This window comes from Halorutilus salinus (assembly GCF_026242195.1).
GTDB classification, from domain to species: domain Archaea; phylum Halobacteriota; class Halobacteria; order Halobacteriales; family Halorutilaceae; genus Halorutilus; species Halorutilus salinus.
Map to the genome: position 1 here is coordinate 1 of NZ_RKLV01000010.1, position 15,128 is coordinate 15,128.

The 15,128-nt window shown below is 61.8% G+C and carries 16 protein-coding genes; 15 read left to right on the forward strand and 1 reads right to left on the reverse strand.

Annotated features, from left to right (window positions below):
- The first annotated feature begins 89 nt into the window (after positions 1-89).
- Positions 90-791 carry a hypothetical protein gene (locus tag EGH25_RS09560; protein WP_266087989.1) on the forward strand — a complete coding sequence of 234 codons (702 nt, stop codon included), beginning with the start codon at positions 90-92 and terminating at the stop codon, positions 789-791.
- 31 nt (positions 792-822) lie between these two features.
- Here EGH25_RS09560 and EGH25_RS09565 read toward each other — a convergent pair whose 3' ends face one another.
- Positions 823-1,992 (reverse strand): redox-regulated ATPase YchF, encoded by a 1,170-nt coding sequence (locus tag EGH25_RS09565; RefSeq protein ID WP_266087991.1) that lies wholly within the window; start codon positions 1,990-1,992, stop codon positions 823-825.
- 75 nt (positions 1,993-2,067) lie between these two features.
- Between EGH25_RS09565 and EGH25_RS09570 the strand changes: the two genes are divergently transcribed.
- The 14 genes from EGH25_RS09570 to ilvD all read left to right on the forward strand — a co-directional run bounded on the left by EGH25_RS09570 (position 2,068) and on the right by ilvD (position 15,127).
- Complete coding sequence (locus tag EGH25_RS09570; protein WP_266087993.1) at positions 2,068-2,514, forward strand: helix-turn-helix domain-containing protein; 447 nt, start codon at positions 2,068-2,070, stop codon at positions 2,512-2,514.
- Positions 2,515-2,562: 48 nt separating this feature from the next.
- The gene (gene sppA / locus EGH25_RS09575) at positions 2,563-3,564 is read left to right on the forward strand and encodes a signal peptide peptidase SppA (protein ID WP_266087995.1); all 1,002 of its coding nucleotides are present in this window, start codon (positions 2,563-2,565) and stop codon (positions 3,562-3,564) included.
- A gap of 51 nt (positions 3,565-3,615) precedes the next feature.
- Positions 3,616-3,930 (forward strand): ASCH domain-containing protein, encoded by a 315-nt coding sequence (locus tag EGH25_RS09580; protein WP_266087997.1) that lies wholly within the window; start codon positions 3,616-3,618, stop codon positions 3,928-3,930.
- Positions 3,931-3,969: 39 nt separating this feature from the next.
- A complete protein-coding gene (hemH, locus tag EGH25_RS09585; RefSeq protein ID WP_266087999.1) occupies positions 3,970-5,022 on the forward strand; it encodes a ferrochelatase in 1,053 nt (350 codons plus the stop codon).
- Positions 5,023-5,157: 135 nt separating this feature from the next.
- A complete protein-coding gene (locus EGH25_RS09590) occupies positions 5,158-6,564 on the forward strand; it encodes a class II fumarate hydratase (RefSeq protein ID WP_266088001.1) in 1,407 nt (468 codons plus the stop codon).
- Positions 6,565-6,657: 93 nt separating this feature from the next.
- On the forward strand, positions 6,658-7,044 hold the full coding sequence (locus tag EGH25_RS09595; RefSeq protein WP_266088003.1) for a DUF5820 family protein: 387 nt from the start codon (positions 6,658-6,660) through the stop codon (positions 7,042-7,044).
- 313 nt (positions 7,045-7,357) lie between these two features.
- Positions 7,358-8,746, forward strand: a complete 1,389-nt coding sequence (locus EGH25_RS09600) for an ammonium transporter (RefSeq protein ID WP_266088005.1) — start codon at positions 7,358-7,360, stop codon at positions 8,744-8,746.
- Entirely contained in the window at positions 8,739-9,092 is a 354-nt protein-coding gene (locus EGH25_RS09605) for a nitrogen regulatory protein GlnK1 (RefSeq protein WP_266088007.1), read from the forward strand. The genes EGH25_RS09600 and EGH25_RS09605 overlap by 8 nt, the downstream gene beginning before the upstream one ends.
- A gap of 82 nt (positions 9,093-9,174) precedes the next feature.
- A complete protein-coding gene (gene trpD / locus EGH25_RS09610) occupies positions 9,175-10,176 on the forward strand; it encodes an anthranilate phosphoribosyltransferase (protein ID WP_266088009.1) in 1,002 nt (333 codons plus the stop codon).
- Positions 10,173-10,778, forward strand: coding sequence for a phosphoribosylanthranilate isomerase (locus EGH25_RS09615; protein ID WP_266088011.1), 606 nt, complete (start codon positions 10,173-10,175; stop codon positions 10,776-10,778). Before trpD ends, EGH25_RS09615 begins: the two co-directional genes overlap by 4 nt.
- Positions 10,762-12,312 carry an anthranilate synthase component I gene (trpE, locus tag EGH25_RS09620; protein WP_266088013.1) on the forward strand — a complete coding sequence of 517 codons (1,551 nt, stop codon included), beginning with the start codon at positions 10,762-10,764 and terminating at the stop codon, positions 12,310-12,312. The genes EGH25_RS09615 and trpE overlap by 17 nt, the downstream gene beginning before the upstream one ends.
- Positions 12,309-12,908 (forward strand): anthranilate synthase component II, encoded by a 600-nt coding sequence (locus EGH25_RS09625; RefSeq protein ID WP_266088015.1) that lies wholly within the window; start codon positions 12,309-12,311, stop codon positions 12,906-12,908. The genes trpE and EGH25_RS09625 overlap by 4 nt, the downstream gene beginning before the upstream one ends.
- A 25-nt stretch (positions 12,909-12,933) precedes the next feature.
- Entirely contained in the window at positions 12,934-13,383 is a 450-nt protein-coding gene (locus tag EGH25_RS09630; RefSeq protein WP_266088017.1) for a CBS domain-containing protein, read from the forward strand.
- A 46-nt stretch (positions 13,384-13,429) separates the two neighbouring features.
- Positions 13,430-15,127, forward strand: a complete 1,698-nt coding sequence (gene ilvD, locus EGH25_RS09635) for a dihydroxy-acid dehydratase (protein WP_266088019.1) — start codon at positions 13,430-13,432, stop codon at positions 15,125-15,127.
- Position 15,128 lies beyond the last annotated feature (1 nt).

Sequence of the window (15,128 nt, forward strand, 5' to 3'; positions counted from 1 at the left end):
TCCAACTCGATGTTTCCCGCTTCATTCTCCTTGCTCTAACGATACAATCCATCGCTACCTAGTGATTCACCAGAGCCAAAGATTTAATAGTGGTTTCGCTCGAACCCGGAGAAACACAGAACGTTGATCTTTCGGCTGAGGTAGACACGGATAACGACGAAGAGGTGATACTCTCTGTGTCAACCGAAGACAGCACCGAAGTCAAAGCTGTGTCTACCGGCGACCGGTCTGTCGATGATCAGTCTGTAGGCGGACTAGGCGGGGGTAGTGTCTCGCCCGCTAACTTCACCGAACAAACCACTGTGTCGGTTTCCTCCGACGATGGCAGGGTTGAGGTTGAGGTTACCAACACCGGGGTTAGCGAAGGGGATACGACGGTCGAACTTGTACATGGGGATGATGTTGTCGACACCGCACCTGTCCGTTCGTTGCCGGGATACCTGTCCGAGATCGTATCCCTGTCATACGGCTCCGTGGCAGGTGAGTATGAGGTCGTAGTGGACGGCGAGAGTATAGACACGTTTACCGTTGAGGATGATGGAGACGATACAGAGAACGAAACCGAGCACGGAAGCCAGGATGGGGATGAAGCCAGTGACGCCGACGATACGAGCGATGAAGAGATCGATAACGAAAACGGAACCGATGGAGATGAAGAAGCGACGGAGGCAGGTGGCGTTGACGACGGTAACGAAACCGAGACCGACGGAGGGGAGAACCTACCCGGCTTCACCGCGGTAGCGGTTGTACTCGCCCTGATCGGGATGCTTGCATACCGTAACCGTCGGTAGTCGCGCACCCCACCGTTGAATATAGACCACGCTACGCCGTAACCACCTTCACCACGTCGCCTTCCTCTAACTCGGTTTCGTCGCTCATACGCTGTTTCGTACGTCCGTCGACCGCATGGTGGTACGCATCGCCTATGTCGGAGTGTATGGCGTACGCGAGGTCGCGCGGCGTCGCTCCGTCGCGCAGAAGGAACGCGTCGGGTAGGACGTTACCGCTCCCGTCCGTCCATCCGTTCTCGTTCCCAACGGGGTAGACGGTGATACGGTTCAGAGTACCGTACACCGCGGTGTCAAGCGCCTTCTGTACACCCGTTCCGCCGTACCCGTCGACCGTGTTACGGATGCTCTCAAGCCCCGCGCCCTGCTCGTCGGAGATATCGCCCGTGACCTTGAACGAACCGTCGCCGGGGGCGTAGTCGACGACACCCGACTCATCCGCGCGCCGTAGTGCGAGTTCCGACTCGGCGCTCGCAGGAACCGCACCGTCTTCGACGAGCGCATCCACGAACCCGTCGGGCGCAACGTCGAGCTTGTTTGCGACCACGAGCGTCGGCTTGCTGAGACCCCGAACCTCGCGCGCGAGCACCTCGATCTCCTCGTCCCCCCAGTCACCGACGGGCGGAAGTTCGACGCGTCGGAGGGCATGCTGTACGTCCGTCTCTGAAGCGCCTACGCCCGTTAGGATTTCGGCGAGCGCCTCGTCGAGTTCGAACTCCGGTGTCTTCGAACGGCGTACGAGACCGTTTAGGTTGTCGCGTAAGACGCCGGCTATCCACATCTCCATCTCGTGTTCGAGAAACTCGACGTCTTCCTGAGGGTCGTGTGCACCGACCTCGACGGGTTCGCCCTCCTCGTCCGTCCCACCCGACGCGTCGACGACGTGCAGAATAACGTCCGCTTGCCGGAGTTCGTCGAGAAACCGGTTTCCGAGTCCACGCCCCTCGTGTGCGTCGGGTACGAGACCCGCGACATCGATAACCTCGACGGGGACGTACCGGCGTCCTTCGCGGCAGTTTCCGCAGTAGCCGTCGAGACCGTCGACCTCGTCGCACGGGCAGTCGGTTCGTACAGCCGCAACGCCGCGGTTTGCGTCTATCGTCGTGAACGGGTAGTTGCCGACCTCCGCCTCTGCACGTGTCACGGCGCGGAAGAACGTCGACTTGCCCGCGTTCGGCTTCCCCGCGAGTCCAACCGTTATCATCGATGAGCGGTAGACGGGCTTTCCTTGTCAAACTATCTAAAAAGAAATATAAGCTTGGGATACTTCGGTCGGTACATGTCCGACGAAAAAACAGAGTTAGACGAGACGGTAGAGGCGGACGACGCAGAGTCAGAGGGTGTAGAGGAACGTGTAGAGGAACAGCGCGAGAAGGTCGAGGAGCGCGCAGAGGAACTTCTTGACTCGGTTGACGACAACGTCGACCGCCTCCTTTCGGAGATACTCGACACGCGTGCACGCGTCGCTGTCTACGTCGGTCTCCGCGAGGAGGGCGGTGGCTCCGTCGAAGAGGTATCGGAGGCGACAGGTCTCAACCCCGACAAGGTCGAGGCGGTTCTCGACGACCTCAGGGACGACGGCATCGTGGAGGTCGAGTCCGGCGAGTACAAGGCTATCTCCCCCACGGAACTCGTGCGCCGCGTTCCCGACCGTGTCGGTGAGTGGCTCGAAGACGTTCTTCCGCGCGGTAACGACGACGAGACGACCGACATAGACGTCGAGTAGACCTACGACAGCCGACCTACTTTTACGCGTGCCTGTACACATACACGTATGGCACGCAGTTCAACCGCAGGACAGGGCTTCGTCGTCGCCTTAGGAACCGTTACGGCGCTCGTCGCAGGCTACGCGGGCTTCGTCGTCGTACCCCGGATCGCCGACGTCTCCGTATGGAGCGTCTTCTTCATAGTAGCCCTCGGCTTCGGCGGTCTGTTCGTCTCACAGCGGATCGCTTCGGCGCTCGTCTCGCCTTACAACACGGCGGAGGTCTCCGTCGACGGTCCTATCACGCGCGACGGAACCGGCGGACTGGTACCGACACCCGGCTTCGGAGCCGACCGTGTCGTGGACGCCATCGAGGCGGCGGACGAAGACGAAGCCGTTAACGCACTCATCGTACGTCTGAACACCCCCGGCGGAGAGGTCGTTCCGAGCGACGACATACGCCGTGCTGTCGCTGAGTTCGATGGTCCCGCTGTCGCGTACGCCACGGATGTCTGCGCGAGCGGCGGCTACTGGATAGCGAGCGCGTGCGACGAGATCTACGCACGCGACACGTCGCTCGTCGGCTCCATAGGCGTTATAGGCTCGCGTCTCAACGCCAAGGAGGCGGCGGAAAATCTCGGCGTCGAGTACGAGCGTCTCGTCGCGGGACGGTACAAGGACGCGGGCAACCCGTTGAAGGAGACCGACGATGAGGAGCGCGAGTACCTACAGGGTCTCATAGACGGCTTCTACGATGTCTTCGTCGACCGCGTCGCCGAGGGTCGCGGTATGACCGAGGAGGAGGTGCGCGACACCGAGGCGCGCGTCTACCTCGGCAAGGAAGCCGTCGACTCAGGTCTCGTCGACGAGACGGGTACGTACGACGACGTAGAGGATCGGGTCGGCGATATGATCGAAGCCGACGCGGAGGTACGTGAGTTCTCGCCGAGACGTTCGTTCCGCGAACAGATAGGCGGAGGGGCGCGCTCCGTCGCTTACTCCTTCGGTGCGGGCGTCGCCTCGGTTCTCGGAGACGACGACGTCGACGGCTACGACTTCCGTCTGAAGTAGGTATTAACCCATCCGGTGTTTTTAACATTCTTGCCGAGCAACACGTGATGTATGGCACGCATTGATGCCACCGACCTACTGCCCGCACAGCGCCTACGCGATGCCGTCGCAGACGGCGAGATAACACAGATACACCGAGGCGACAGACACGCCGATGAGGGCGATACGTTCGTCGTCGACGGAAATGAGTACGAACTCGTGGAGGTGCGCGAGCGCCGTCTTGGCGAGCTCACTGACGAGGACGCCCGCGCCGAAGGATCGCCGAACCTCAAAGCCTACAAGCGCCGTATAGAGGAGACCCACGACACCGAATGGGACGACGGTTCGACGGCTTACCTCCACGACTTCGAGCCAACCTATGACTAAGACGAAGGAGTGAAACGTCACGCGCGCGTATAGCCCATCATGACGACCGGAGTCCTGTTACTCAACTTTGGCGAACCCGAGGAAACAACCCGCGACGCCGTCGTGCCGTACCTCGAACGTATCTTCATGAGCAACATGGAGATGGAGGATATAGACGACGAGGACGAGGCACGTGAACGCGCACATGAACTCGCAGAGAAACGCGCACCCGGTCTTCTCGCCGAGTACGACGAGATGGGTCCGTCGCCGCTCAAGCCGCAGGCGCGTGAGCAGGCGGACGCGCTCGTCGACGAACTCGACGAACGCGGATTCGACGCACACGTCTACAACGGTATGCAGTACACCGAACCGTTCGTCCGCGACGCCCTCAAAGAGGCGCGCGACGACGGCGTCGAGAAACTCGTCGCCCTCCCCGTCTACCCCCTGTGCGGACGTACCACAACGGTCGAGTCGCTCGAAATGGCTGAGGACGCACTCGAAGGGTTCGACTGGTCGCCCGAGTACACCGAGATCACGGGGTGGCACGAACACCCCGACTACGTCGAGCTACGTGCCGAGAACCTCGCCGGCTTCATCGAGGACGAGGGTGTCAGTATGGGCGACGACGGCGACGCCGAGCTACTGTTCTCGGCGCACGGTACACCGACCAAGTACCTCGAAGGCGACCTTGCAAGCAGATACGACAAGTACGTCGAGGAGTTCTGCGACTGGATGGCGCGCCGGATCGGTGTCGACGACTACCTCCTCGGCTACCAGAACCACGAAAACCGCGGTGTCTCTTGGACGGAACCCGACACCGAGGACGTGATCGAGGAGGTCGAGGCGGATCACGTCGTCGTCGAACCCGTCTCGTTCATGCGCGAACAGTCGGAGACGCTCTCCGAACTCGACATCGAGCTACGCGAGGACTGCGACGAACTCGGTGTCGAGCTACACCGTGTCCCCGTGCCGCACGACAGCCCGCGTTTCCCCGGCGTCCTCGCCGACCTCGTCGAGCCTGTACTCGGTGACCAAAGCCTCGCCGACTACGGTATGGGACAGTGTAGATGCAAGGAAACCGAGGGCACGTACTGCTACGGACCCGCATACTGACGGAGCCGTGCCGAACGCCTCCGTTTGGACGTCTATCTCCGACCCCCACGGAACCCCGGCAACAGAGCCTACTGACGGAGCGTACCACGCGCCCGTTTGGACGGCTTTTTGTACCGCGCCCGCCTGCGTCGACCTATGACGGATGAGAACGACTACCGTGTAGAACAGGACTCCATGGGCGAGGTACGTGTCCCCGAAAAAGCCCTCTACGGCGCACAGACACAGCGCGCCGTCGACAACTTCCCCGTCTCCGACCTACGTTTCGGCAGACGTTTCATACGTGCCATAGGGACGGTCAAGTACTCAGCGGCGGAGGCAAACGAGGAACTCGGCTTGCTCGACGCCGACAAGGCGGACGCTATACGGCAGGCGGCGCGCGAGGTTGCCGAGGGCGAACACGACGACGAGTTCCCCGTCGACATCTTCCAGACCGGTAGCGGTACCTCGACAAACATGAACGCCAACGAGGTCATCGCAAACCGTGCGTGTGAGATAGTCGGCGCGGAGAAGGGTTCGAAGGAGGTACATCCCAACGACCACGTAAACATGGGACAGTCGAGCAACGACGTTGTACCCACGTCGATACACGTCGCCGCCCTCACCGCCGTCGAGGACGACCTCCTCCCAGCGCTCCGTAACCTCGCGGGTTCTCTCGACCAAAAGGCGGACGAGTTCGACGACGTGGTAAAGACGGGACGGACGCATCTTCAGGATGCCACCCCTGTCCGTCTCGGTCAGGAGTTCGGTGGGTACGCAGAACAGATAGACAAGGGCGTCGAACGCGTCGAGCGCGCGCGCTCGTCGCTACGTGAACTCGCAATCGGCGGAACCGCGGTCGGTACGGGTCTGAACACGCATCCGGAGTTCCCTGAACTCGTCGTCGAGAACGTGAGCGAAGAGACGGGTGTCGAGTTCGTCGAGGCGTCGAACCATTTCGAAGCACAGGCGGCACGCGACGCCGTCGTAGAGACGAGCGGTGCGCTCAAGACGGTCGCGGGTTCGCTGATGAAGATAGCCAACGACCTCCGCTGGCTATCGAGCGGACCGCGCACGGGCTTCGGCGAGATCGACCTCCCCGCCGTACAGCCGGGTTCGTCGATAATGCCGGGCAAGATAAACCCTGTCATTCCGGAGTCGGTCTGTCAGGTCGTCGCGCAGGTAACGGGGAACGACACGGCGATAAACGTCGGCGGTCAGGCGGGCAACTTCGAGCTAAACGTCATGAAGCCCGTCATGGCGCACAACCTGCTCCAGTCTATCGAACTCGTCGCAAACGTCTCCGACCTACTCTCCGACCGTTGCGTCGAAGGGATCGAGGCGAACCGTGTGACGTGCGCCGACGACGCCGAAAGGTCGCTCTCTATCGTGACGGCTCTCGCACCGCATATCGGGTACGACGACGCCGCAGAGATAGCGAAGCAGGCGATGAAGGAAGGGCTCACCGTCCGCGAGGTCGCGCTTGAACACGGTCTGAGCGAGGACGAACTCGACGACTACCTCGATGTCCGCGAGATGACCGAACGCGGTATACTCGGCGAGTAGAGGTCTTCGACGAAGAAGACCCGCGCCTCACCCGTCGACGCAGAGACCGGACGAAGCCGACAAGACTCTTTACCGCGCGCACGTATCACCGACATGGATCTCCCTAAGGAGCACGCGGGTCGCCGCCTACCCGACGGCTGGTACGTCTGGTCGGAGGACGACGGACTCGTCGCGTGCTACAAGCCCGGTATCTTTGACGGCGACGAATACCCGCGCGCGTGTCTACCTCTCGTAACCGTCACCGAAGCGTCAAGAGGAACCGCAGGAGGACGCGACGGCTGGCGCGTCTCGTTCCATATCGAAGCCGACGTTCCGGCGCGCAAGCTCCGTAAGAACCTCGTGGGGTACGACAAGGCTATCGACTACGCCTTAGAGATAGCCGGCGACTTCTCCGACGGCGAGTACGACGTAGCGGGCTTCTACGCCGACGGCGACGTGCGCGCGGGGTACGTCGCGCGCCTCCGTGAGGAGACGGGATAGCGCCTTCCGCTTCTGGGCTCTCTTAACACCCACGAAACAACGTACGTCTAACGCCTCTTACCGAAGGTTTAGTTCTGCAAACCTATACCTTAGTGCTACAATCTATTAGTTCTTTCGCTGAACGTTCAGGTATTTGACACGAACTATTGTCACATCTATTTTTGGACAGTATCGACCTGAATTCTCTAAGTTCACCCGTTGTGAGTTAGTAATGCTTTTATACCTACGTGTATTTGGTGTAACTGCCGAAACACATGCCCAAACGTCCAAAACTGAAAGTTTGGGCTTGGAAGGCGTAACAAGGTAACAAAACATGGTAGACGAACTCGTACTACAGGTAGAGGACGTTGGAACGCTGGTCGATGGTATCAATACGGTGTGGGTGCTGACGGTGACGTTCCTGATCTTCTTCATGCACGCCGGATTCGCTATGCTCGAATCCGGTCAGGTGAGGAGCAAGAACGTCGCAAACCAGCTTACGAAGAACATGCTGACGTGGAGCGTGGGGATACTCGCGTTCTTCCTCGTCGGCGCAGGGGTATCGGGGATAGTTGGCGGTCTGACAGGTAGCGGTAGTTACTCGCTCGCGGGGGCTTTCAGCCATCTCACAGCCGAGTACACGAGCTTTAGCGGCACGAGCCAGTGGACATCGTGGCTGTTCGGCGGCGTCTTTGCGATGACAGCCGCGACGATCGTCTCCGGCGCTGTCGCGGGACGCGCAAAGCTCCGCGCGTACGTCGGATACACCGTCGTTCTCGCCGCCCTCATATACCCCGTCGTCACGGGGTTCACATGGGGTGGAGGGATGCTGACAGCCGACGGTCTCATAGGTAGCGTCATCGGCGCGGGGTTCAAGGACTTCGCGGGCGGTATGATAGTTCACGCCGTCGGCGGAATCGCGGGTCTCACCGCGGCATGGGTACTCGGTCCGCGTATAGACAGGTACAACTCCGACGGTAGCGTCAACGTCATCCCCGGACACTCGTTGACGTTCGCAGTGCTCGGCACGCTTATACTCGCGTTCGGCTGGTACGGCTTCAACGTCGGCACAGCCGCGACGCCTCTCGCTTCGGGCGAAGGCGGTATAGCGCTCGGTTCGTTCTCCATCGTCGGTCTCGTCGCCCTCAACACGACGCTCGGTATGGCGGCGGGCGGTGTCGGCGCGGCGGCGCTCGCGCTCTACATGAACGGCAAGGTCGATACGCTGTACGTCGCAAACGGTATGCTCGCGGGTCTCGTGAGCGTCACGGGTATCGTGGACGACGTTATCTGGCCTGGGGCGCTCGCCCTCGGTCTGCTCGCAGGCGCTCAGTTGCCCATCGTCTTCAACTTCATACAGCACAAGGTGAAGATAGACGATGTCTGCGCCGTCTTCCCGGTTCACGGCTCCGCGGGTGTTCTCGGTATACTTGCGTACCCGTTCATAGCCGTCGGCGGCTTCTCGGTTAGCGCGCTCGTAGCACAGGTCGTCGGTGTCGTCGTCATCACCGTCTGGACGGTCGCCGCGACCGCCGCCGTCTTCGGTGCGTTCAAGGCTGTCGGACAGGCGCGTGTCTCCGAGGAGCACGAGCACGAGGGACTCGACATATCCGAACATGGCGTCGATACGTACCCCGAGTTCGGGGGTCCCGAAACCGTCTCCGACGGAGGGGGTACGACCGCCGACAACGCGTTCACGGACGGAGGTGTGAACGATGACTGACGGCGAGATACAGATGATCGTCGCGTACATACGTCCCGACAAGCTTAGCGCCGTCAAGAAGGCGCTCGTCGAGGTCGGCGCGCCGAGCATCACGGTCATAAACGTCAGCGGTCGAGGCAGTCAGCCTTCGAAGAAGAGCCAGTGGCGTGGGGAGGAGTACACCGTCGATCTCCACCAGAAGACCAAGATAGAGTGTGTCGTCGCCGACGTTCCCGCGGAGGACGTTGTCGACGCTATCTCCGAGGCGGCGCGCACGGGAGAACCCGGCGACGGAAAGGCGTTCGTCCTACCCGTCGACGAGGCGCGTCAGATACGGACGGGTAAGAGCGGACCCGACGCGGTGTAGGTAGGACGCGACGACCGCTCACAGACAGCAACCCTTTTACTCCCTGAACTACTCTGTACACCAAAGTACAGAGTTGTACATCATGGTTCAGGAATACTTAGACAAGACGCTCGACGGCGAAGATCTGACGTTAGACGAGGCGCGTTCTGCGGCGGACGCCGTCTTCGAGGACGCTACGGACGCCCAGATAGGCGCGCTTCTCGCGTCCTTGCGGGTCAAGGGCGAGACGGAGGAGGAGATAGCCGGCTTCGCGCAGGGTATGAAAGACGCCGCGCGGTCGGTTTCGCCCGACGTTTCGCCGCTCGTCGATACGTGCGGAACCGGCGGCGACGACCACGACACGATCAACGTCTCGACCGCAAGCGCTATTGTCGCCTCGGCGGGCGGTGCCGGGGTTGCGAAGCACGGTAACTACTCCGTCTCGTCGTCGTCGGGGAGCGCCGATGTCTTGGAGGAGATGGGCGTCAAGATAGACGCCGAACCGCCTGCGGTCGAACGCGCCATAGAGGACGCCGGCGTCGGCTTCATGCTCGCGCCCGTCTTCCACCCCGCGATGAAACGCGTTATCGGACCGCGTAAGGAACTCGGCGCACGTACGATCTTCAACGTACTCGGTCCCCTCACCAACCCTGCGGACGCCGAGGCGCAGGTCGTCGGCGTCTACGACGACGAACTCGTCCCCCTCATGGCGCGTTCGCTCGCGCATATGGACGTTGAACGCGCGCTCGTCGTACACGGCGACGGTATGGACGAGATAGCGCTTCACGGAGAGACAACCGTCGCGGAGGTTGACGGTGAGGATGTCGAACAGTACACGGTCTCGCCCGAAGGGATAGGCGTCGAGAGCGCCCCCGTTGAGGCGGTCGCAGGCGGGACGCCCGCCGAGAACGCGCGTGACCTCCGCGGTATCTTCGAGGGTGAAGAGGACGGCGCGAAACGCGACATCGTACTCGCCAACTCGGGCGCGGCGTTGTACGTCGCGGGTATCGCCTCGTCGGTGGAGGAGGGTGTCGAGGTCGCGCGGAACGCTGTCGACGAAGGCTCCGCGACCGATAAGCTGAAAGCGCTCTCAGAGACACAATGACGCGTACCAAGGTCTGCGGTATAAACTCACGTGAGGAACTCGACGCAGTCGTACGTGCGGGCGTCGACGCCGTCGGCTTCGTTACCGAGGTACCCGTCGACACACACAGGAAGCTCGACCGCGACGAGACGCGCGAACTCGTCGACGAGACGCCGCCGTTCGTGACCACCGTCGCCGTCACGATGCCCGACGACGACGACAACGCAGAGGCGCTCGCACGCGAGACGGGCGCGGACGCCGTACAGGTACACAACGGCGTCGGTGCTTCGGGCGCGGCGCGCCACGCAAAGATCGTGGAGCGCACCGAGTTCGAAGAACCCTCGGATGAGGCGGACGCCGTTATAGTCGACTCCACGGATGCCGAGGGTGCGGGGGGTACGGGCGAGAAGACGGACTGGGGGGCGGCGGCGCGTTTCGTCGACAAAACCGCGCTTCCCGTCGTCCTCGCCGGAGGTCTCGAACCGTCGAACGTTGCGCGCGCTATCCGACGCGTCGAACCGTACGCCGTCGATGTCTCGTCGGGCGTCGAACGTAACGGAACGAAGGACGACGTTCTCGTAGGGAACTTCGTGCGCGGGGTGGACGATGCCGACGCCGTTTGAACTGACGCGCGACGGGTTCTGCGACATCGAACCCCCTGCTGTCGTCCGCCTGACCGCTTCCGTCGACGCACCTAAGCCTCTCGAAGCCTACTCTGCGTTACGTACCGACCATTCGTTTCTGCTCGAAAGCGCCGACACCGACGTCTCCGCACTCAGACAGGTCGGCGATAACGGCGGCGGTGGCGACGGACGCGCCCGTTACTCGTTCGTCGGATTCGCACCCGACGCAGTCTTCCGTTCGAACGCGCGCCGCGTCTCCGTCGAACGTCTCCGCGAGGACGCGACGGTCGTCGGTCTCGGTGCTGTCGAGGACGGTCGTATCGTAGACGGAGCCGACACACTTGACGCCCTACGTTCCTTCTTCCCCGATGCGCGCACAGTCAACTTCGACGACGGCGACAGACAGGTCTTCGAGGGCGGACTCGTCGGCTTTCTCGCGTACGACGCCGTCGGTGACCTCTGGTTAGACGAACCTCTGGAGACGCCGACCGACGACGCCGTCTTCGTACTATCGACGCGGAACCTCGTCTACGACCACAACAAGGACGACGCCCGTCTCGTCTTCACACCCGTGCTCACCGGCGAAGACGACGCCGGCGGTATCTATGACTCTGCCGTCTCCGATGCCCGCGAAGCTATGGAGACGCTCGACGCACACGAAGAGCGCCGAACCGGTGGCTTCGAGATACTCGACGACGACGCCGACGACCGTGGGGCTTACGAGGAGGCTGTCGGCCGTGGACGCGAACACGTCTACGACGGCGACGTCTATCAGGTCGTTCTTTCGCGTAAGAAACGTTACCGCGTACGCGGCGACGCGTGCGACTTCTACGCACGTCTCCGCGATATCAACCCTTCGCCCTACATGTACCTCGTCGAGTTCGACGGCTTCGGCGTCGTGGGTTCGAGTCCCGAGACACTCGTCAGCATCCACGACGACCGCGTAACGACGAACCCTATCGCGGGGACGTGTCCGCGCGGCGAAACCCCCGTTGAGGATCGCAGACTCGCGGGCGAGATGCTGAGCGACGAGAAGGAACTCGCCGAACACGTCATGCTCGTCGACCTCGGTCGTAACGACGTACGGCGCGTCGGCGAAGGCGGAACCGTCGAGGTCGACGACTTCATGAGCGTTGTTCAGTACTCGCACGTACAGCATATAGAGTCGACCGTCTCGGCGCGTCTGCGCGACGGCTTTGACTCCTTCGACGCCACGCGCGCCGTCTTCCCCGCAGGTACGCTTTCAGGCGCGCCAAAGATACGTGCGATGGAGATAATCGAAGAGTTAGAGCGCGAACCACGCGGCGTCTACGGCGGCGGTGTCGGCTACTTCTCTTGGAACGGCGACTCCGACTTCGCTATCACCATACGTACGGCGACGTTCGACGGGAACGGCGACGGCATCAGCGACGTAGAGGTACAGGCGGGCGCGGGTATAGTCGCCGACTCGGTGCCTGAGAGCGAGTACGACGAGACGGAGGACAAGATGAACGCACTCGTGACGGCGCTCGAAACTCTGGAGGACGGAACGTGACCGGTACCAGCCACGCAACCGTCCTGTTCGTCGACAACTTCGACTCGTTCACGTGGAACCTCGTCGACTACACGGGTATCGAAGGTGTCGAGACGGTCGTCGAGAACAACCGTGTGACGGTCGAACGCGTCGACGAGATCGATCCCGACGGCATCGTCGTCTCGCCGGGTCCCGGACATCCCGCGAACGACCGCGATATAGGTAACGTCCTTGAGATACTCCACGGTTTCAACGACACACCGACGCTCGGCGTATGTCTCGGACACCAAGCGATGGCTCAGGCGTACGGCGGTGAGGTCGGTCACGCACCCGAACCCGTACACGGAAAGACGGCGCGTATCGAACACGACGGCGAAGGCGTCTACTCCGACCTGCCGCAGAGCTTCCCCGTCGGACGTTACCACTCGCTCTGTGTAACCGAGGTGCCCGACGCGTTCGAGGTGACCGCACGCGGCGGCGGTGTCGTAATGGGGATACGCCACGACGAAAAGCCGCTTGAGGGCGTTCAGTTCCACCCCGAAAGCGTCCTAACGGCGTACGGACACGAGATGATGGGGAACTTCCTCCGGCGTGTACGTGACGTGGGTCAGAGTTAAGTTCCTGCCGACGTACCGTAAACGTATGCCCACGGTAGACGAAATAGCCAGAGACGCCGAAGACGTGGTAACATCCCCTTCCGACGAGACCGTAAGAGAGCTTGCGGAGACTATGCGTGACGAGAACGTCGGTAGCGTCGTAGTGATCGAAGACGGCGAACCCGTCGGTATCGTCACCGACCGCGACATAACGGTGCGGGGTGTCGCGAAGGAGAACGACCCCGACAACACAACCGCCGGCGACGTTATGACCGGTGACCTCGTCGTCGTAAACGCGCACGACGAGATAACCGAACTCATAGAGACGCTTGACGCCGCGGGTGTACGCCGTATGCCCGTCGTCGACGGCGACGAGATCGCGGGTATAGTTACGCTCGACGACATCGCCGTACTCCTCGCTGTTGAACTCGACGGTATCGCCGAGGAGATGACAAGCCTCTCGAACGTCATACGTTCGGGTTCGCCGCCTTACTGAACGCGCGTACCAAACCGTATATTAGCGGGCGCGACGTTTTACGTACATGAGCAAGAAGATACAGAGTCAGGAGGTTACCGAGGGACGTGACCGCGCACCTCACCGTGCGATGTTCCGCGCCATGGGGTACGACGACGACGACCTCGCGTCGTCTATGATAGGTATCGCCAACCCCGCGGCGGATATAACGCCGTGTAACGTCCATCTCGACGATGTCGCCGACTCGGCGCGCGAGGGCGTCGAGGACGCGGGCGGTATGCCTATCGAGTTCGGCACCATCACCGTCTCCGACGCCATCTCGATGGGTACGGAGGGTATGAAGGCGTCGCTCATCTCGCGCGAGGTCATCGCTGACTCCGTCGAACTCATCTCGTTCGCGGAGCGCATGGACGGTCTCATTACGCTCGGCGGATGCGACAAGAACATGCCCGGCATGATGATAGCGTCCATACGTGCCGACCTTCCGAGCGTCTTCCTCTACGGCGGCTCCATAATGCCCGGTAGCTTTCAGGGCGAGGAGGTCACCATACAGAACGTCTTCGAGTGCGTCGGCGCGACGGCGAAGGGTGAGATGACAGAGGAGGAACTCGACGAACTCGAAAGAAACGCGTGCCCCGGACCGGGAGCGTGCGGCGGTATGTTCACCGCCAACACGATGTCATCGATAACCGAGGCTATCGGCTTCGCGCCCCTCGGTAGCGCCTCACCGCCCGCAGAGGACGAAGAGAGGTACGAGGTGGCGCGACGCGCGGGCGAACTCGCCGTCGAAGCCGTCGAGGAACGCCGCCGTCCTTCCGACTTCCTCTCCAAGAGGTCTTTCGAGAACGCCATCGCCCTACAGGTCGCCGTCGGAGGCTCCACGAACGCCGTCCTACATCTACTTGCGATGGCGGCGGAGGCGGATATCGACCTGTCGATAGACGAGTTCGACGACGTAAGCCGACGGACGCCCAAGATTGCCGACCTCCAGCCCGGAGGCGAGAAGGTGATGAACGACCTACACGAGGTCGGCGGCGTCCCTGTCATCCTCAAGGCGCTGTACGACGCCGACCTTCTCCACGGAGACGCGATGACGGTCACGGGCAAGACGATAGGCGAGGAGATCGAACGTATCGATCCGCCCGCGATAGACGAGATAGACGCCGAGTTCCTGTACACCGTCGATGAACCCAAGAACGAGCAGGGCGCTATACGTATACTCAAGGGCAACCTAGCACCCGGCGGGGCGGTTCTCAAGGTAACTGCCGACGAGGATATACACCACGAGGGACCCGCACGTATCTTCGGGAACGAGGAGGACGCCATGGAGTACGTCCAGACCGAAGGTGCGGAGACGGGAGACGTAATCATCGTCCGTAACGAGGGTCCGAGCGGCGGTCCCGGTATGCGCGAGATGCTCGGCGTCACTTCCGCTGTTGCAGGACAGGGACACTCGGAGGACGTCGCTCTCATCACCGACGGGCGTTTCTCCGGCGCGACACGGGGTCTGTCCATCGGACACGTCGCGCCCGAGGCGTACGACGGGGGACCCATCGCGGCGCTCGAAGACGGCGATACGGTCACCGTCGACATCGCGGAACGTGAACTCTCCGTCGATCTCTCCGACGACGAGATACACGAACGCCTCGAAGAACGCGACGACCCCGAACCCAACTACACGAGCGGCGTCCTCGCCAAGTACGGCGAGTCGTTCGCGTCGGCGGAGTACGGCGCGTACACCAACCCCGGAATCGATAGGGGGTAAG

Bases quoted from the DNA above. Each gene is read 5' to 3' on its own strand.
- EGH25_RS09565 (WP_266087991.1), bottom strand. From the start codon at position 1,992: ATGATAACGGTTGGACTCGCGGGGAAGCCGAACGCGGGCAAGTCGACG.
- EGH25_RS09570 (WP_266087993.1), top strand. From the start codon at position 2,068: ATGTCCGACGAAAAAACAGAGTTAGACGAGACGGTAGAGGCGGACGAC.
- sppA (WP_266087995.1), top strand. From the start codon at position 2,563: ATGGCACGCAGTTCAACCGCAGGACAGGGCTTCGTCGTCGCCTTAGGA.
- EGH25_RS09580 (WP_266087997.1), top strand. From the start codon at position 3,616: ATGGCACGCATTGATGCCACCGACCTACTGCCCGCACAGCGCCTACGC.
- hemH (WP_266087999.1), top strand. From the start codon at position 3,970: ATGACGACCGGAGTCCTGTTACTCAACTTTGGCGAACCCGAGGAAACA.
- EGH25_RS09590 (WP_266088001.1), top strand. From the start codon at position 5,158: ATGACGGATGAGAACGACTACCGTGTAGAACAGGACTCCATGGGCGAG.
- EGH25_RS09595 (WP_266088003.1), top strand. From the start codon at position 6,658: ATGGATCTCCCTAAGGAGCACGCGGGTCGCCGCCTACCCGACGGCTGG.
- EGH25_RS09600 (WP_266088005.1), top strand. From the start codon at position 7,358: ATGGTAGACGAACTCGTACTACAGGTAGAGGACGTTGGAACGCTGGTC.
- EGH25_RS09605 (WP_266088007.1), top strand. From the start codon at position 8,739: ATGACTGACGGCGAGATACAGATGATCGTCGCGTACATACGTCCCGAC.
- trpD (WP_266088009.1), top strand. From the start codon at position 9,175: ATGGTTCAGGAATACTTAGACAAGACGCTCGACGGCGAAGATCTGACG.
- EGH25_RS09615 (WP_266088011.1), top strand. From the start codon at position 10,173: ATGACGCGTACCAAGGTCTGCGGTATAAACTCACGTGAGGAACTCGAC.
- trpE (WP_266088013.1), top strand. From the start codon at position 10,762: ATGCCGACGCCGTTTGAACTGACGCGCGACGGGTTCTGCGACATCGAA.
- EGH25_RS09630 (WP_266088017.1), top strand. From the start codon at position 12,934: ATGCCCACGGTAGACGAAATAGCCAGAGACGCCGAAGACGTGGTAACA.
- ilvD (WP_266088019.1), top strand. From the start codon at position 13,430: ATGAGCAAGAAGATACAGAGTCAGGAGGTTACCGAGGGACGTGACCGC.